The sequence below is a fragment of the Micromonospora sp. ZG13 genome (assembly GCF_059359355.1).
Window position 1 is genome coordinate 387,485 of sequence record NZ_JCADBQ010000003.1, and the last position, 16,381, is coordinate 403,865.

Sequence of the window (16,381 nt, forward strand, 5' to 3'; positions counted from 1 at the left end):
GCTGCGGGGCCGACCCGGCGAGGGCGCTGCGGGGCGGTCAGGCGCCGTAGCGGCGTTGGCGGTTGGCGTAGGAGCGCAGGGCGCGCAGGAAGTCGATGTGCCGGAAGTCGGGCCAGTTCAACTCGCAGAAGTAGAACTCCGAGTGGGCCGACTGCCACAGCATGAAGCCGGAGAGGCGCTGCTCGCCGCTGGTCCGGATGACCAGGTCGGGGTCGGGCTGCCCCCGGGTGTAGAGGTGCTCGGCGATGTGCTCGACGTCCAGCACCTCGGCCAGTTCCTCGATGGTGCCGCCGGTGGCGGCGTACTCCAGCAGCAGCGAGCGCACCGCGTCGGTGATCTCCCGTCGGCCGCCGTAGCCCACCGCGATGTTGACCTCGGCCCCGCCGCTGCGGTCCCGCGTGCGTTCCTCGGCGGCCTTCAGCGCGGCGGCGGTCGAGGCCGGCAACAGGTCGAGCGCGCCCACCATCCGCAGCCGCCATGGGTTGCCCTCCTCGGCCAGCTCGACCACCAGGTCCTCGATGATCTGGAGCAGCGGGTCGAGTTCCTTGGCCGGTCGGCGCAGGTTGTCGGTGGCGAGGAGGTAGAGCGTCACGTGCCCGATGCCGGCCTGGTTGCACCAGCCCAGCATGTGTTTGATCTTGACGGCGCCCATGCGGTGCCCGTCGTTCGGGTCGACGTAGCCCATCTCCCGGGCCCAACGACGGTTGCCGTCGCACATCACGCCGACGTGCCGGGGCACCGGCTTGCCCGCGAGCTTCGCCGTCAGGCGACGCTCGTACACCGAGTAGATCAGGTCCCGCAGAGTCATCACCTTGCAGCGTAGCGACCCACGCCCCGGATCACCGCCTCGGAATGCGCTCCCGCGCCGACAGACCGATGCCGATCATGCCGAGGGTCCGGGCGTCGAGCCGCCCGTCGCCCAGCCCCAACTCGACCACCGTCCGGTAGACCCGGTCGTCCCGGCGGGCCGCGCGGACCGCCGCGTCGACCACCTGCCGGCGCCGGGCCAGCCACGCCGCGACCGAACTGTGCCGCAGGTGGGTGCCGAGGCGGCGGCGCAGCGTGGCCGCGTACCGCCGGGCGGCCTGCTCGGGCGAGCCGGCGGCAGCCGCGCCGGCGAGCGCCCCGGACAGCAGCGCGTAGAAGATGCCCTCCCCGGTGAACGGGTTGATCAGGGAGAGCGCGTCGCCGGCGAGCACCAGCCGCCCCTGCCCCGGGGCGGGGCGGTGCGTCGACAGCGGCAGGTGGTGGGCGCGCAGGTCGGTGACCGTGGCCGGGTCCGTGCCGGGCAGCAGCGCGCCGAGCCGGTCGACCAGGTGCGCCCGGCTCAGCGGCTCGCCCCGCAGCACCTCCCCGTACCCGACGTTCGCCCGACCGTCCCCGATCGGGAACGACCAGGCGTACGCCGGCCAGCGCGGCGCCGAGGTGACGATGAGCTGTTCGGGCGGGCCGGTCAGCGCCGGCGCGTACCCCCGGATGGCGAGCGCCAGGTGCCGGTCGGGATTCGGCCGGTGGCCCAGCGCCCGCCGGAGGACGGACCCGGCGCCGTCCGCGCCGACCACCGCCCGCGCCGCCAGCCCGCCGTCGAGCACCACCCGGTCGGCCCGGACCTCGACGTGCCGCACCGCGTGCCGGCGCAGCCGCGCGCCGGCCGCGACCGCCGCCGCCACCAGCCGGGCGTCGAAGACCTTCCGGGGCACGGTGTACGCGGGCCGCGGCAGCGCCCGCGCCACGGTGCCGCCACCCGGGCCGACCAGCCGGAGCGCCGGCAGGGGCGCGTACCCGGCCACCGCGTCGGGCACCCCCAGCTCGTCCAGTACGTCCAACGCGTGCGCGGCGATGCCGTCCCCGCACGCCTTGTCCCGGGGAAATTCGCTCCGGTCCAGCAGCAGTACGCTCGCCCCCGCCCGCCGGGCCGCCAGCGCCGCGGCCGACCCCGCCGGACCGGCCCCGACCACCACCACGTCGAACTCGTCGCCCACGGACTCGTCGCCCACCGCGTCGCCTCCCACCGCCGGTCCGGCTCCCTGCGGCCATCCTGCCGCCGGAGACGCGCAGCGCGGCGAAACCCGCCCGGCACGTCGGCGAGGACGTCCCGCGACCCCCACAGCGACGGCACCTCCCGACGCCACGTCGCCACGTCGGGGTGGCGGGGTGGCGACGTGGCAACGCGGCGGGGTGGCGGGGCGGCGCCGTGGCCACGCGGCGGGGTAAGCGCGGCGGCGCGGCGACGCCGACGCGCAGGAGATCTTGGTAGATGCGCGCCCCTCGCGGGGCATGTTCCTACCAAGATCGGCAGGAAGGACGGGCTGACGCCGTTGGGGACGAGTGCCAGGAGCGTGTCCTGGACGGAGGATCCGTCGCGGTGGGTGTCGCGGCAGGACGGCCGTTGGGGACGGGGCCGGGAGCGGTCTCATGGACGGGGCAGCTCGACAGCGCGGATGCGTCCCTACGCCGGCCGGGCGGCCCGTTCGGCGCGGGTGGCGCGCCAGAGGCCGTAGAGCGTCAGCGCCGCCGCGGCCACCAGCGGCCCGCCGTCGCGGACCAGACCGTCCGGGCCGAGCAGCCACCAGCACAGCGGCAGGTCGACGGCGAGCACGACAGCGGTGACGACCAGCAGCAGCGTGCGCGCCCAGCCCTTACCGCGCATGAGGAAGGCGGTGCAGAAGAGCACCGCGTAGCTGGTCACGATCCCGGCGGCGAACCAGAGCAGCACGGCGGGCACGGCGGTCAGCCGGTCGTCCAGCACCGCGCCGCCGGCGACCAGGGCCGGGACCAGCATGAGCGGGCTGTACGTGAACGCCGCGACCCGGCTGGTGAGCAGCCAACCGCTGACCTCCGGCCGGCGGGGCGGGGTCTCCCGCCAGGAGATGCCCTCGCGGTCGATGACCAGCCGGGGCCGGTGGCGGACCAGGTGCCCGGACACGGCTGGCGAGCGGTAGAGCAGCCAGACCACGGCGGCGCAGAGCACGGTGAGCAGGGCGAAGCCGAGCAACCCCGGCAGCGGCGGCACGCCCTGGCGGGGCACGATCAGCCGGCCGACCGCGAAGACCGTGGTCACCCCCAGGATCAGCCCGAACGGCCGGGCCACCCGCCGGCCCCGACGGACGTGCCCGATCAGCAGCAGGAAGCCGAGCGAGCGCAGCATCGCCCAGCCCGTCCGTACCGCCAGCCCGAAGCCCTGCTCCGGGGCGTACCACCAGTTGAGCAGCTCCACCACGACGGTGGCCGCCGCGGTCAGCGCGAGCAGCGTGGTCAGCGCCCGGACGGCGGACGGCCGCCGGACCTCGGTCGCGGCGGCCGTCCTCATGGGAACCGATGATGCCCGGTCGGGGCGTCCGTCACACCTGTCTCAGCGCTGCGGCGCCGCGTCGAGCCGGGCGCGCAGCGCGTCCAGCTCGGCCCAGAGCACGCCCGGCAGCTTGTCGCCGAACTTCTCGAACCACTCGGTGACCATCGGGAGCTCCTTGCGCCACTCCTCCGGGTCGACCTTCAGCGCGATCCGGACGTCCTCCGGGGTCATGTCGAGGCCGTCGACGTCGAGCGCGTCCTGGGCCGGGACCATGCCGATCGGGGTCTCCACCGCCTCGGCGCGCCCCTCGATCCGCTCGATGATCCACTTGAGCACGCGGGAGTTCTCGCCGAAACCGGGCCAGAGGAAGTTGCCCTCCGGGTCCTTGCGGAACCAGTTGACGTAGTAGATCTTCGGCAGCTTGGACTCGTCGCCGTCGGTGCCCTTGCCCATCTCGATCCAGTGCCGGAAGTAGTCGCCGGCGTGGTAGCCGATGAACGGCAGCATGGCCATCGGGTCGCGGCGGACGACGCCGACCGCACCGGAGGCGGCGGCGGTGGTCTCCGAGGAGAGCGTCGCGCCCATGTAGACGCCGTGCACCCAGTCGCGGGCCTCGGTCACCAGCGGGATGGTGTCCCGGCGGCGACCGCCGAAGAGGATCGCGTCGATCGGCACGCCGTTCGGGTCGTAGTAGTCCTCGGCGAGGATCGGGCACTGCGTGATCGGGGTGCAGAACCGGCTGTTCGCGTGCGAGGAGAGGCTGTCGCTCTCCGGCGTCCAGTCGTTGCCCTTCCAGTCGACCAGGTGCGCCGGCGGCTCGCCCATGCCCTCCCACCAGATGTCCCCGTCGTCGGTCAGGGCCACGTTGGTGAAGATGGAGTTGCCGCGGTCCAGCGTGCGCATCGCGTTGGCGTTGGTCTTCCAGTCGGTGCCGGGCGCGACGCCGAAGAGGCCGTACTCGGGGTTGACCGCGTAGAGGCGGCCGTCGGGGCCGAAGCGCATCCAGGCGATGTCGTCGCCGATGGTCTCGACCTTCCAGCCCGGGACGGTCGGCTCCAGCATCGCCAGGTTGGTCTTGCCGCAGGCCGACGGGAAGGCCCCGGCGACGTGGTAGACCTTGCCCTCCGGCGAGGTGATCTTGAGGATGAGCATGTGCTCGGCGAGCCAGCCCTCGTCACGGCCCATCACGCTGGCGATCCGCAGCGAGTAGCACTTCTTGCCCAGCAGCGAGTTGCCGCCGTAGCCGGAGCCGAAGGACCAGATCTCCCGGGTCTCCGGGAAGTGCGAGATGTACTTCGTCTCGTTGCACGGCCACGCCACGTCCTGCTGGCCGGGGGCGAGCGGCGCGCCGATGGAGTGCAGCGCGTGGACGAAGTCCGCGTCGTCGCCCATGGCCTCCAGGACCGTGGCGCCCATCCGGGTCATGATGCGCATGGAGGCGACCACGTACGGGCTGTCGGTGATCTCGACGCCGAACATGGGGCTCTCGGCCTCGACCGGGCCCATGCAGAACGGGATGACGTACATGGTGCGCCCGCGCATGCAACCGCGGTACAGCTCCGTCATCGTCCGCTTCATCTCGGCCGGCGCCATCCAGTTGTTGGTGGGGCCGGCGTCCGCCTCGTCGACGGAGCAGATGAAGGTGCGCTCCTCGACCCGGGCGACGTCCGTCGGGTCGGTGCGCGCGTAGAACGAGTTGGGCTTCTTCTCGGGGTTGAGTCGGATCAGGGTGCCGGCCTCGACCAGCTCGTCGGTGAGGCGACGCCATTCCTCGTCGGACCCGTCCACCCAGACGACACGGTCGGGGGTGGTCAGTTCAGCGACCTCACGGACCCAGGCGAGCAGTTTGGGGTGGGACGTCGGGGCCTGATCGATACCCCGAACGGTAGCCGGAGCAACCATGACACATCTCCTTGGTGGTCGACGCTGACCGATCTATGGGATGCACGAGTCTTGACGGCGCTATGCGTCGCCTTCGTGGGAACCTGGGATTGGCCTCAGCGTAAACCGGGTGAGGTCACCAGTCAGTGGGACTGGTTGTGAAGAACTGCACAAGCTGCGGTCACGCTGCGGCATCACGAGCTAATACCCGCTTTCACGCGCAGTTTCACGCAAATGCTCAGGTGAAACCTCACACGCCCGCCGGCGGCGTCCCGTCGACGCAACCCACCGAACCGCCCCGCCGCGCCGTCGATCTCGTTACGCTCTGTCCACAGGCACACACCCGGACAGGTGGTCCGTCGTTGCTACCCGTACGGGATGCCACCAGCCGGTAGGCTCGCGTCGTGGCCGCGACGATGACCGGGGAGCCCGGCTCCCGGCAGACCCGCACGGGTCTGGTCCACTCGCTGGTGGAGCGCTTCGGCCATCTCGTCCGCGAGCTGAGCAAGTTCGCCACCGTGGGCGGGGTCGCCTTCCTGATCGACTTCGCGCTCTTCAACTACCTGACGACTGTGCGGGGTGTCGAGCAGGTCACCGCGAAGACCATCTCGACGGTGATCGCGGCGACCGTCGCGTTCGTCGGCAACCGGTTCTGGACGTGGCGGCACCGCAAGCGCTCCAACCCGGCCCGCGAGTACGCGCTGTTCTTCTTCTTCAACGGCGTCGGCCTGGGGATCGCCGTGGCCTGCCTCGCGATCAGCCGCTACGGCCTGGGCAGCATCTGGCCGGAGGTGTTCCAGACCCCGCTGGCCGACAACATCGCCAGCTTCGTCGTCGGGACCGGCCTCGGGACGCTGTTCCGGTTCTGGTCCTACCGACGGTTCGTCTTCGTCGAAGCGGGAACTCCCACCGTTCCGGAAGAGAAGGACGACCGAGACCACCGGGCGTGACCTCCCGCCCACCCCGTCCCGGCCGGAGCCTGCCGGCCCCGCCCACTGCCCTAAGGTGTTCCGCATGCGTCTTGTCCGTCTGCTGCCTGAGCGCTGGCAGAAGTTCATCCACGAGGCGCTCAAGTTCGGAATCGTCGGCGGCGTCAACACCGTAATCAATTACGCCGTGTTCAACGCGCTCGCACTGACCGTTTTCGTCGACGGTCAACTGAAGGCGACGGTCATCGCGACCGTGGTGGCGACCATCACATCGTATCTGATGAATCGTCACTGGACGTACAGGGATCGTCCGAAATCGGCCATGCGGCGCGAGTACGTCCTCTTTTTCCTCTTCAACGGCGCCGGCCTGCTCATCGAGCTGGGCGTCCTGGCCGCTGCCAAGTACGGCCTGGGCCTGACCAGCCTGCTCGCCCTCAACGTGGCGAAGACCGGCGGCGTGCTGTTGGCGACGCTGTTCCGCTTCTGGTCCTACCGGACGTTCGTCTTCCAACCGGCACCCGCGCACGCGGCGGACACGTGGCACAGCATCCCGCGCGACGAGTGGGACACGATGGCCGAGATGGACCCGGTGGCCGAGCTGGCCGAGTCGATCTCCGAGCTGGAGGAGTCCGAGCCGCCGCCAGGTGCCGGGCGGCGCGTCCCGCGCGTCGCGCCCGGCCCGGGCCCCGCGCCGGCGGCGGGCCCGGCGGCCCCGGTCCAGGGGCGCCCCGTCCCGCTCGACGCCGGCCTCGGCGGCTCGCTGGACCGGGAACTGGAGGCGGAACTGGCCGCCGAGCTCCAGGCGAGCACCCGCCGACCGCCGCGCCGCTGACCCGCGCCGGGGCCCGCCGCCGGTCTCAGGCGGTGGGGTCGCGCAGGGGCTTGCCGTCGTGCAGGTCCGCCAGGATGTCGCGCATCTCGGAGTCGCCGAGGGAGTGCTTGTCGTGGTGGGCCTCCACCAGCTCGTAGAGCTTGGTCTGGACCTGACCGACCTTCGGCACGTCGTGCAGGACCGACTGGCCGCGCTCGCCGGCGGACTCGATGGTCAGCGTCCCGCAGCCGAGCAGGCGCTCCACGAACCGCTGGTTCATGGCGTGGTCGTTGATCCGGGTCAGCGGGATGTCCCGCCGGTCCCGGGAGAGCACGCCCTGTTGGAGCAGCACCCGCTCGTCGGTGAAGAGGTAGTGGGTGGTCCGCCAGACCAGGAACGGCCACAGCGCCAGCCACAGCACCGCCAGCAGGGCCAGGCCGCCGATGACGGCGAGCGCGATCGAGCCGCCCCCGCCGGACGGCAGCAGGACCACACCGGCCACCACCGCCGCGATGGCGAGCACGAGCACCGCGACCGGCCGGACCAGCGCCTTCCAGTGCGGGTGCAGGTGCAGTACGACGTGCTCGTCCTCGGTGAGCACGTCATCGGGGAACGCCACGGGAACCTCCTCGCAGAAACGGACGCGCTGACCGTAACCGCTCCCCTGTCGCCGGGGGATCAGCCGCGCGGCGGTCTGCGGGATTCAGCGCAGGTGCAACACGTCGCCGGCCGCGAGGGCGCGGGCACCGGCGGAGGTGGCGACCAGCAGCTGGCCGTCGGCGTCCACGCCGGTCGCGGTGCCGGTCACCTCCTCGCCGCCGGGCAGCAGCACGCGTACCTGCCGGTCGACCGTCGCGCAGGCGGCCAGGTAGGCGTCGCGCAGGCCGCAGGCGACCGCGTCGCCGCCCGCCGCGCGCCACTCGGCGTACCAGTCGGCGATCCCGCGCAGCAGCGCCCGCAGCAGCGGGTCCCGGTCGGTGGCTGCCGCGCCGGCCAGTTGCAGGGAGGTCGCCGGCAGCCCCGTCGGGTTCTCCGGCAGTTCGTCCGCCCGCAGAGTGACGTTGAGGCCGACGCCGAGCACGATCGCGGGCGGCCGGGCCGGCAAGGCCCCCGGCACCGCCTCGGCGAGGATGCCGGCGCACTTCGCGTCGCCGACGAGCAGGTCGTTCGGCCACTTCAGGCCCGCGTCCAGCTCGGCCAGCCGGGTGACCGCCTCGACGAGGGCGACGCCGGCGAGCAGCGGCAGCCAGCCGTACCCCGTCTGGGGTGCCGCCGGCCAGTCGCGGTCGGCGACGGCCTCCCCGGGGCGGAGCAACACGCTGGTGGCGATGCCGGCCCGGGCCGGCGACTGCCAGACCCGGCCGCGCCGGCCGCGCCCGGCCGTCTGCCGCTCGGCGACCACCACCAGGCCCTCCGGCTCGCCGGCCCGGGCCGCCTCGGCGACGTCCGCGTTGGTGGAGCCGGTCTCGACGCGCAGCTCCAGCCGGGCCCAGGGTCCGTGCGGGGCGACCAGCGCCCGCCGCAGCCGCGCCGCCGACAGCGGCGGGCGGTCCAGATCGGTGTACGGCGAGCCCGGCATCCCGTCAGCCTACGGCCGCCCCCGGCCGGCCAGCCGGGGGCGTCACGGCTCGGCTGAGGCGAACTGCACAGCGGCGGCGGCCTGAACCATCGTTATATTCCCAGGGTGACTACCGAGACCGGGATCAACATCCACAGCACCGCGGGCAAGCTGGCCGACCTGGAGCGGCGGGTCGACGAGGCGGTGCACGCCGGGTCGGCGCGTGCGGTCGAGAAGCAGCACGCGAGGGGCAAGAAGACCGCCCGCGAGCGCATCGAGATGCTCCTCGACGAGGGTTCCTTCGTCGAGCTGGACGAGCTGGCCCGGCACCGGTCCACCAACTTCGGGCTGGCGAAGACCCGCCCGTACGGCGACGGCGTCATCACCGGCTACGGCACCATCGACGGCCGGCAGGTCTGCGTCTTCGCCCAGGACTTCACCGTCTTCGGCGGCTCCCTCGGCGAGGTCTTCGGCGAGAAGATCGTCAAGGTCATGGACCTGGCCATGAAGATCGGCTGCCCGGTCGTCGGCATCAACGACTCCGGGGGCGCGCGCATCCAGGAGGGCGTCGCCTCGCTCGGCCTCTACGGCGAGATCTTCTTCCGCAACGTGCGGGCCAGCGGCGTCATCCCGCAGATCTCCCTGATCATGGGCCCGTGCGCCGGCGGCGCGGTCTACTCCCCGGCGGTCACCGACTTCACCGTGATGGTCGACCAGACCTCGCACATGTTCATCACCGGCCCGGACGTCATCAAGACGGTCACCGGCGAGGACGTCGGCATGGAGGAGCTGGGCGGCGCCCGTACGCACAACTCGCGCAGCGGCAACGCGCACTACCTCGCCACGGACGAGCAGGACGCGATCGACTACGTCAAGGCGCTGCTGTCGTACCTGCCGTCGAACAACCTGGACGAGCCGGTGGTCTTCGACGCCCCCGCCGACCCCGACGTGACCGACGCCGACCGGGAACTGGACACGCTGATCCCCGACTCGGCCAACCAGCCGTACGACATGCACCGGGTCATCGAGCACGTCCTCGACGACGGCGAGTTCCTGGAGGTCCAGCCGCTCTACGCGCAGAACATGGTCGTCGGCTACGGCCGGGTCGAGGGCCGGCCGGTGGGCGTGGTCGCGAACCAGCCGATGCACTTCGCCGGCACCCTGGACATCGCCGCCTCGGAGAAGGCCGCCCGGTTCGTGCGCACCTGCGACGCGTTCAACATCCCGGTGCTGACCTTCGTGGACGTCCCCGGCTTCCTGCCGGGCACCGGGCAGGAGTGGGACGGCATCATCCGCCGGGGCGCGAAGCTCATCTACGCGTACGCCGAGGCCACCGTCCCGAAGGTCACCGTGATCACCCGCAAGGCGTACGGCGGCGCGTACGACGTGATGGGCTCCAAGCACCTCGGCGCGGACCTGAACTTCGCGTGGCCGACCGCGCAGATCGCGGTGATGGGCGCGCAGGGTGCGGTGAACATCCTCTACCGCTCGGAGCTGGCCGCCGCCGAGGACCCGGCAGCCGTGCGGGCGGAGAAGATCGCCGAGTACGAGGACACCCTCGCCAACCCGTACATCGCGGCGGAGCGCGGTTACGTGGACAGCGTCATCCCGCCGCACGAGACGCGCACCCAGATCGTCCGCGCGCTGCGGATGCTGCGTACCAAGCGCGAGACCCTGCCCCCGAAGAAGCACGGCAACATCCCGCTCTGACGCCGCCGGCCCGGCGCCCGGCCGATCGCCGCCCCGGCCGGGCACGGGTCGGTCAGCAGCTTGGATTCGCCGACGCGCACATCCGGCGCGCCGCCGTCCTGCCCAGTGTCTGCAGGTCGGCGTAGCTCAGGCCACCGGGGCGCGTTCCGGCGACCGTGTCCTGCAGGGTCCCCGGGCTGAGCGCGACCACGGTGACCAGGTCGCCGACCCGCACCACCATGGTGACCTCGACCGCCTCGTCCGCGGCCGCCACCTTCCCGTTGGCCCGCAGGCGGGAGGGCAGCGACACGTGGCGCAGCATCACGGACTCGTCGCCGGCGAAGCCGCTGATCGGCGTCTCCCAGCGGTGCGTCTGGGTGGTCGCCACCGGACTGCCGCCAAGGAGCGTGGACTTCGTCAGCTGCCACTCGGCACAGGCGTTGAGCAGCAGCCCGACCAGGCCGAAGACCAGCCGGCCCTGGCCCGGATGGACACGGTAGACGTCCTGGGTGAGCGCCGGGCCCCGCGTCACCGGGCTCTCCGGGGCCCAGAGCAGGGTCTGCGACCGCGAGTAGCGGGACGTGGGCGCCGCCGACGGCACGCCCCGCTCGCGGCCGCAGGACTCCAGCACCGGGTCGACGCGTACCGGTTCCATCAGGCCGGCCTCGCCGAGCTGCACACCGGTCCTCAGGGGCAGGTCCGCCGGGGCGAGCAGCGCGTCCTGCGGGATCTCGGCCGGCGCGGCGGTCGTCGGCGACACGGAGGTGGCGGCGGCCATGGGCGCCGGGGGCGCGTCCCTCCGCCCGGCCCACTCCCCGACCGCCACGGCCGAGCCGGAGACGACGACGAGCACCGCGACGGCCGCCGTCAGCGCCGTACGCCTGCTGCGTCTGCGCGCCCGCGCGCGGATCTCCGCCGGCTCCGGCCAGCGGACGTCACGCAGGTCACGGTGCACCTGTTCGACGAACCTCGGCTCGTCACGCATCGGCGGCCTCCTCCAGGTCAGAGACGGCGAGCAGCCCGGCGAGCGCGGCACGCCCCCGGGAGAGTCGGGCCTTGACGGTGCCCACCGGGGCGGCCGTCTGCCGGGCCACCTCGGCGACCGGCATGCCCATCAGGTAGTAGAGCGCGATGGCGGTGCGCTGTTCCTCGGGGAGCCGTCGCAGGGCGGTGACCACCTCCACGGTGGCGGTGTCCGGGCCGGGCACGCTCTCGTTGGCGCCGTGCCGCAGGTAGGCGCGGGCCCGGCTGCGCAGGCTGCGCCACCGGCTGACCGCGATCCGGCTCGCCACGACCCGCACCCACGCCTCCGGCTCCTCGTACCCGCTGACCGTCGACCAGCGCTGCCAGGCCCGGATGTACGCCTCCTGCACGGCGTCCTGCGCCTCGGCGAGGTCGCCGGTGAGCGCGTAGACGAAGCCGAGCAGCCGTTGCCGGCTGCCCCGGTAGAACTCGTCGAACCCGTCGACGTCCGGCACCTGCTACCTCCCCGTGACGGTCACAGGGGACACGCGCCCGGCCGTGCCGCCGGTTGCCCGGCCGGCCGGTCATTTTCCGGGGGTCAGGCCGGCACGTCATGTTCCGGGTGTCAGGCCGGCCTCGGTGAGGATCGGGCCGGCCAGCAGCAACGCGCCGGCGCCGAGGGCGACCAGGTTGACCAGGGCGAAGACGGTGACCCAGAAGAACGCGGGCAGCGGGGTGAGACCGGCGAGCTGGTCGGCGTCGGAGGCGGGCATCCGGCCGCGCGAGCGCATCCGTTGCAGCTCCACCACCGGCCGTACGCCGCCGAGCAGCAGGAACCACACCCCGGCGTACGCGAACGCCGCCTGCACCTGCGGCGTGGCGTACCAGGAGACGGCGAGCACCACCCCGCCGGTGACCAGCAGCGAGATCACGCCGAAGACGTTGCGGATCATCACCAGCATGGCCAGCAGCAGCGCCACGGCGACCCAGAGCAGCAGGGTGATCCGGTTGCCGCCGAGCAGCCACGCGCCGGCCAGCCCGACCAGCGGCGGGGCGACGTAGCCGGCGAGCAGGGTGAGGATCATCCCCGGGCCGGTGGGCCGGCCGGCCGAGAGGGTCAGCCCGGACGTGTCGGAGTGCAGCCGAATGCCGTGCAGGCGGCGGCCGGTGAGCAGGGCGACCAGCGCGTGCCCGCCCTCGTGGGCGATGGTGACGGCGTTGCGGGCGATCCGCCAGGGCAACCGGGTGGAGACGACCACCAACGCGACGGCGGCGGTCAGCAGCACCAGCAGGGGCGGTGGGTCCGGCTGCGCCGCGAACAACTTGTCCCAGAGACCGCCGAGCCCGTCGATCGACACCATGGGGCGCGAGCCTACCGGCCCCGACCTGTGTCGCTGCGTCCTCTCCGGCCCGCATCAAGGGAGGCTGATCCGGTGGCGACCGGAGCGGGAGGTGGACGCCGGTGAGCGCGGTCCTCCGGGAACCCCACGTCGGCCTGTGGACCGAGGCCGAGTACCTCGCCATGGGCGAGACGCCGAACCGGATCGAGTTGCTCGACGGGAGCCTGATCGTGAGCCCTGCCCCGAGCAAGCGGCACCAGCGGGTGTCGCGACTGCTGGCCAACAGCCTGGACGACGCCGCGGCGGCCCTCGCGGTCTTCGAGGCGGTGAACGTCCGGCTCGGCGTCGACCGCATCGTCATCCCCGACGTGGTGGTGGCCGACACCGACGACGAGGGCACCGTGGTCGAGGCGAGTGAGGTCGTCCTCGTCTGCGAGATCGTCCCGCCGGGGAACGCGGCCGCCGACCGGTTGGTCAAGATGCAGCTCTACGCGATCACCGGGATCCCGTGGTATCTGCTGGTGGAGCAGGACGGCACCGGCCACTCGCTGCGGCTGCACCGGCTCGACGGCGCGCACTACGTCGAGGAGCAGGTCGCGAAGCCGGGCGAGGAGCTCAGCCTGGCCGCGCCGATCCGCTGGCGCGTCGACCCGGCCACGCTGCGCTGAGGCGGCGACACCCGCTCGGCGCGGTAATCCACTTCCACCGTTAATGAAGAATTCCTTAGCGCCCCTTGCCATCCGGGGCACTTACCTCCAAAGATGAACGTCTATTAAGTCCGGCGTCCTTGGAGGCATCCATGACCCGTACCGGAACATCCGTGCGGCGGCTGCTGGCCGCCACCCTCGCGGCCCTCGCCACCGCGGCGGCGGGGCTCGTCGCGACCGCGACCCCCGCAGCGGCCGCCACCACACCCGGCATCGACGTGTCCCACTACCAGGGCGCCATCAACTGGACCAGCGTCCGCAACGCGGGCATCCAGTTCGCCTTCATCAAGGCGACCGAGGGCACCAGCTACAAGGACCCGAGGTTCAACACGAACTACGTGGCCGCCTACAACGCCGGCGTCATCCGGGGCGCGTACCACTTCGCCCGGCCCAACATCTCCTCCGGGGCGGTGCAGGCGAACTACCTGGCCTCCAACGGCGGCGCCTGGTCGGCCGACAGCCGCACCCTCCCGGCCGCGCTGGACCTCGAGGCCAACCCGTACGCCGGCGGCTACTGCTACGGCCTGAGCACGACCGGCATGCGCAACTGGGTGCAGGACTTCCTGAACACCTACCGCTCCCGCACCGGCCGCTACGCCGTCATCTACACCACCACGAGCTGGTGGAACCAGTGCACCGGCAACTGGACGGCCCCGTGGGCCAACCACCCGCTCTGGGTCGCCCGCTGGTCGAGCACGGTCGGCGCGCTGCCGGCCGGGGCACCGTTCTGGAGCTTCTGGCAGTACACCGACCGGGGCAGCGTCTCGGGCATCAGCGGCGCCGTCGACCGCAACTACTGGAACGGTGACCGGAGCCGGCTGATCGCGCTGGCCAACAACACCTGAGCCTGAATCGCCTGGGGAGGCGGTTGGCGGCAGCGGGATCGGTTGTCACCGTACGGTCGACAACTGGTCCGGCTGCCGCCACGCCGCTCCCGCGGGCGTCAGGCCTGCCGTCGGGCCGCCACGGACACGGTCGCCGCGTTCTCGCGGGTGAGCGCGTTGCGCCGGGCGAAGCGCCGGACGCCCACCCCGGCGAGGGTGACGGTGACGACGCTGAGCAGCGCGAACAGCAGCGGCAGGCCGGCGGCGACGAGCAGCAGGACGATGTCGCCGAGGGCCACGAGCATCCACAGTGCCACTCGGGGCCGGGCGTCCCTCAGTCGGTAACCCATGTCGTACCCTCCCTTCCGTCGTGAAGGTCAGATACCCCGTACGGCCGAAGGTCATGCGAGTCGATCTCGCAACGGGCGCGAATCCCGCGGGTCAGTCCTTGCGGTCGGGCACGAAGCCCTTGGCGATCCGGTCGAAGTCGGCCAGCTTGGCCTGCCAGTCCTTCGCGGCGACCTCCCAGCGCAGGGCGTAACCGCGATTCTTGGCCGTGACGAAGCCCCGGTTGCGGACGTGGATCCGGGTGCCGTCGCGGGTCTCCAGCCACTCCCAGTCCGCGCAGGTCTTGAAGTAGTCGCAGGGCTCGATGCTCAGGTACTGGTAGTTTTTGACGAGCTTCCGGCGGTCCGGCTCGATCCGCTTCCAGTCGGCGTACGCGTCGGACTTCGGCGTGGAGGTCCACTGCACCAGCAACTCGCCCACCCCGCCGGGCTCGTCGAAGACGACGGTGTTCGCCCCGGCGTTGCGGCGCACCCAGTTCGCCGGCAGCGGCAGCGCGAAGCCGGCCGGGTCCTTGTGCAGCTTCCAGCCCGCCGGCAGCGCGTCCGGCGTCGGGGACGGGGTGGCCGAGGGCGTCGGGCTCGGCGCGGCGCTCGTGGGCGGGGCCGGCGCGGAGGACTGCTGCGGCTGCCCCTGCGAGGTCGCCGCGCCGGTCGGGTCGGCCTGCGGGGTGCCCCCGCCGTCCCCACCGTCGCCGCTGGTCAGCATCGGCACGACCACCACCAGGCCGAGCAGCAGCAGCGCCACCAGCACGCCGATCAGGACGTTGCGCCGGGTGTTGTCGGGCTTCGTACCGTCGGACGCCACGACCGCCGCCCGGCCGGACGGCGGGCCCACCGGCGGGGGCATCACCGAGGTGGGATTCGCCGGCTTGCGGGGCGCCGGGTCGGCCTTCGTGTCGTCGAGCGCCGGCTTCGGCGGGTCGACCTTCGCGGTCGGGGCCGAGTCCGACGTGGAGGCTCCGACCTTGGCCGTCGGCGCGGCGTCCGAGGAGACCGCCGCCGTCGCGTCCTCGGCGGTGGACGCCGCAGCGGCACCGGCACCGGCCGCCGCCAGCGGCGCACGCGGCGCCGGCGGGCTGACCGGCTTGTCGGACCCGCCCTCGGCCGGTCGCGGCGCCGGCACCAGCGGCGGGCGCGGCTCACGCGGACCGTTCGGCCCCGGCCGGCGTACGCCGTCGAGCAGCGGGATGGTCCGGGTGCGCTTGCCGCCGGCGCGGCGCAGCAGCTTCTCCGCCACCTCGGCGGTGATCCGCTCCTTGGGGTCCTTGCGCAGCAGGCCGTTGAGCACCGGCTTGAGCGGCCCGGCGTTCTTCGGCGGCGGCATCGGCTCGGTGGCGAGCGCCGCCAGGGTGGCGATCGCCGACGGCCGCGCGTACGGCGACTTGCCCTCCACCGCCGCGTAGAGGGTGGCGCCCAGCGACCAAAGGTCGGCCTCCGGCCCGGCGGTGCCCTCGCGGGCCCGCTCCGGCGAGATGTACGCGGGCGAGCCCAGCACCATGCCCGTGCGGGTCACGTTGGGGTCGCCGGGAATCGTGGCGAGGCCGAAATCGGTCAGTACCACCCGGCCGTCGTCGCCGAGCAGCACGTTGCCGGGCTTGACGTCGCGGTGCATCACGCCGGCCTTGTGCGCCGACTTCAGCGCGGCCAGCACGCCCAGGCCGATCTCCACCGCGCGCGCCGGCGTCACCGGGCCGTCCTCGGCCAGCGTGTCCTGCAACGACTTCGACGGCACGTACTCCATGACGATCCACGGGTCGCCGTCGGTACGCAGCACGTCGAAGATCCGGACCACGTTGATGTGGTTGAGCCGGGCGATGGCCCGAGCCTCACGCAGCGAGCGCTCCCGCATCTCGCGGCGCTCCTCGTCGGTGAGGCTGGGCGGCGGGACGAGTTCCTTGATCGCCACGTCCCGGTGCAGCACCTCGTCGCGCGCCTTCCACACCCGACCCATGCCACCCTGACCGAGCGGCGAGAGGAGCCGGTATCGGTCAGCGACGAGTTGGGGCAGCGCGTTCGACATCGCCCAGACGGTACCCGGAG

16 protein-coding genes are annotated in these 16,381 nt (G+C 72.6%); 5 read left to right on the forward strand and 11 right to left on the reverse strand.

The genetic code is table 11. The features are described from left to right. Positions 1-37 precede the first annotated feature (37 nt). From AC5L34_RS09295 to AC5L34_RS09310, 4 genes are all read right to left on the reverse strand, one after another. On the reverse strand, positions 38-808 hold the full coding sequence (locus tag AC5L34_RS09295) for an isoprenyl transferase (RefSeq protein WP_089002005.1): 771 nt from the start codon (positions 806-808) through the stop codon (positions 38-40). A 31-nt stretch (positions 809-839) separates the two neighbouring features. Next, complete coding sequence (locus AC5L34_RS09300) at positions 840-1,997, reverse strand: geranylgeranyl reductase family protein (protein ID WP_494824470.1); 1,158 nt, start codon at positions 1,995-1,997, stop codon at positions 840-842. 452 nt (positions 1,998-2,449) lie between these two features. Beyond that, positions 2,450-3,310 carry a hypothetical protein gene (locus tag AC5L34_RS09305; protein ID WP_441174391.1) on the reverse strand — a complete coding sequence of 287 codons (861 nt, stop codon included), beginning with the start codon at positions 3,308-3,310 and terminating at the stop codon, positions 2,450-2,452. A 42-nt stretch (positions 3,311-3,352) separates the two neighbouring features. Next, a complete protein-coding gene (locus AC5L34_RS09310) occupies positions 3,353-5,194 on the reverse strand; it encodes a phosphoenolpyruvate carboxykinase (GTP) (protein WP_441174392.1) in 1,842 nt (613 codons plus the stop codon). A gap of 395 nt (positions 5,195-5,589) precedes the next feature. On the opposite strand from AC5L34_RS09310, the gene AC5L34_RS09315 reads away from it, so the two are divergent. Beyond that, a complete protein-coding gene (locus tag AC5L34_RS09315; RefSeq protein WP_441174657.1) occupies positions 5,590-6,123 on the forward strand; it encodes a GtrA family protein in 534 nt (177 codons plus the stop codon). A gap of 64 nt (positions 6,124-6,187) precedes the next feature. Then, positions 6,188-6,934 (forward strand): GtrA family protein, encoded by a 747-nt coding sequence (locus AC5L34_RS09320; RefSeq protein WP_441174659.1) that lies wholly within the window; start codon positions 6,188-6,190, stop codon positions 6,932-6,934. Between the two features lie 25 nt (positions 6,935-6,959). Here AC5L34_RS09320 and AC5L34_RS09325 read toward each other — a convergent pair whose 3' ends face one another. Continuing rightward, positions 6,960-7,532, reverse strand: a complete 573-nt coding sequence (locus AC5L34_RS09325; RefSeq protein WP_089002009.1) for a PH domain-containing protein — start codon at positions 7,530-7,532, stop codon at positions 6,960-6,962. A gap of 84 nt (positions 7,533-7,616) precedes the next feature. Further along, the gene (locus AC5L34_RS09330) at positions 7,617-8,492 is read right to left on the reverse strand and encodes a biotin--[acetyl-CoA-carboxylase] ligase (protein ID WP_441174393.1); all 876 of its coding nucleotides are present in this window, start codon (positions 8,490-8,492) and stop codon (positions 7,617-7,619) included. Positions 8,493-8,597: 105 nt separating this feature from the next. Here AC5L34_RS09330 and AC5L34_RS09335 point away from each other — a divergent pair, with 105 nt between their 5' ends. Beyond that, on the forward strand, positions 8,598-10,181 hold the full coding sequence (locus tag AC5L34_RS09335; protein WP_441174394.1) for an acyl-CoA carboxylase subunit beta: 1,584 nt from the start codon (positions 8,598-8,600) through the stop codon (positions 10,179-10,181). A gap of 52 nt (positions 10,182-10,233) precedes the next feature. Here AC5L34_RS09335 and AC5L34_RS09340 read toward each other — a convergent pair whose 3' ends face one another. The 3 genes from AC5L34_RS09340 to AC5L34_RS09350 all read right to left on the reverse strand — a co-directional run bounded on the left by AC5L34_RS09340 (position 10,234) and on the right by AC5L34_RS09350 (position 12,484). Then, on the reverse strand, positions 10,234-11,145 hold the full coding sequence (locus tag AC5L34_RS09340) for a hypothetical protein (RefSeq protein WP_441174395.1): 912 nt from the start codon (positions 11,143-11,145) through the stop codon (positions 10,234-10,236). Further along, positions 11,138-11,638, reverse strand: a complete 501-nt coding sequence (locus AC5L34_RS09345; protein ID WP_089002013.1) for an RNA polymerase sigma factor — start codon at positions 11,636-11,638, stop codon at positions 11,138-11,140. The genes AC5L34_RS09340 and AC5L34_RS09345 overlap by 8 nt, the downstream gene beginning before the upstream one ends. A gap of 96 nt (positions 11,639-11,734) precedes the next feature. Continuing rightward, positions 11,735-12,484, reverse strand: coding sequence for a M50 family metallopeptidase (locus AC5L34_RS09350; RefSeq protein WP_441174397.1), 750 nt, complete (start codon positions 12,482-12,484; stop codon positions 11,735-11,737). A 101-nt stretch (positions 12,485-12,585) separates the two neighbouring features. Here AC5L34_RS09350 and AC5L34_RS09355 point away from each other — a divergent pair, with 101 nt between their 5' ends. Both AC5L34_RS09355 and AC5L34_RS09360 read left to right on the forward strand, forming a co-directional pair. Continuing rightward, positions 12,586-13,131, forward strand: coding sequence for a Uma2 family endonuclease (locus AC5L34_RS09355; RefSeq protein WP_441174398.1), 546 nt, complete (start codon positions 12,586-12,588; stop codon positions 13,129-13,131). Positions 13,132-13,262: 131 nt separating this feature from the next. Continuing rightward, positions 13,263-14,015: a GH25 family lysozyme gene (locus AC5L34_RS09360; protein WP_441174399.1), complete on the forward strand. Its 753-nt coding sequence runs from the start codon at positions 13,263-13,265 to the stop codon at positions 14,013-14,015. A 98-nt stretch (positions 14,016-14,113) separates the two neighbouring features. On the opposite strand, the gene AC5L34_RS09365 is transcribed toward AC5L34_RS09360, so the two are convergent. Further along, complete coding sequence (locus tag AC5L34_RS09365) at positions 14,114-14,344, reverse strand: hypothetical protein (protein WP_441174400.1); 231 nt, start codon at positions 14,342-14,344, stop codon at positions 14,114-14,116. A 91-nt stretch (positions 14,345-14,435) separates the two neighbouring features. After that, the gene (locus AC5L34_RS09370) at positions 14,436-16,361 is read right to left on the reverse strand and encodes a serine/threonine-protein kinase (RefSeq protein ID WP_441174401.1); all 1,926 of its coding nucleotides are present in this window, start codon (positions 16,359-16,361) and stop codon (positions 14,436-14,438) included. Positions 16,362-16,381: the final 20 nt, after the last annotated feature.

Bases quoted from the DNA above. Each gene is read 5' to 3' on its own strand.
- AC5L34_RS09320 (WP_441174659.1), top strand. From the start codon at position 6,188: ATGCGTCTTGTCCGTCTGCTGCCTGAGCGCTGGCAGAAGTTCATCCAC.
- AC5L34_RS09365 (WP_441174400.1), bottom strand. From the start codon at position 14,344: ATGGGTTACCGACTGAGGGACGCCCGGCCCCGAGTGGCACTGTGGATG.
- AC5L34_RS09295 (WP_089002005.1), bottom strand. From the start codon at position 808: ATGACTCTGCGGGACCTGATCTACTCGGTGTACGAGCGTCGCCTGACG.
- AC5L34_RS09370 (WP_441174401.1), bottom strand. From the start codon at position 16,361: ATGTCGAACGCGCTGCCCCAACTCGTCGCTGACCGATACCGGCTCCTC.
- AC5L34_RS09310 (WP_441174392.1), bottom strand. From the start codon at position 5,194: ATGGTTGCTCCGGCTACCGTTCGGGGTATCGATCAGGCCCCGACGTCC.
- AC5L34_RS09330 (WP_441174393.1), bottom strand. From the start codon at position 8,492: ATGCCGGGCTCGCCGTACACCGATCTGGACCGCCCGCCGCTGTCGGCG.
- AC5L34_RS09340 (WP_441174395.1), bottom strand. From the start codon at position 11,145: ATGCGTGACGAGCCGAGGTTCGTCGAACAGGTGCACCGTGACCTGCGT.
- AC5L34_RS09315 (WP_441174657.1), top strand. From the start codon at position 5,590: ATGACCGGGGAGCCCGGCTCCCGGCAGACCCGCACGGGTCTGGTCCAC.
- AC5L34_RS09305 (WP_441174391.1), bottom strand. From the start codon at position 3,310: ATGAGGACGGCCGCCGCGACCGAGGTCCGGCGGCCGTCCGCCGTCCGG.
- AC5L34_RS09350 (WP_441174397.1), bottom strand. From the start codon at position 12,484: ATGGTGTCGATCGACGGGCTCGGCGGTCTCTGGGACAAGTTGTTCGCG.
- AC5L34_RS09360 (WP_441174399.1), top strand. From the start codon at position 13,263: ATGACCCGTACCGGAACATCCGTGCGGCGGCTGCTGGCCGCCACCCTC.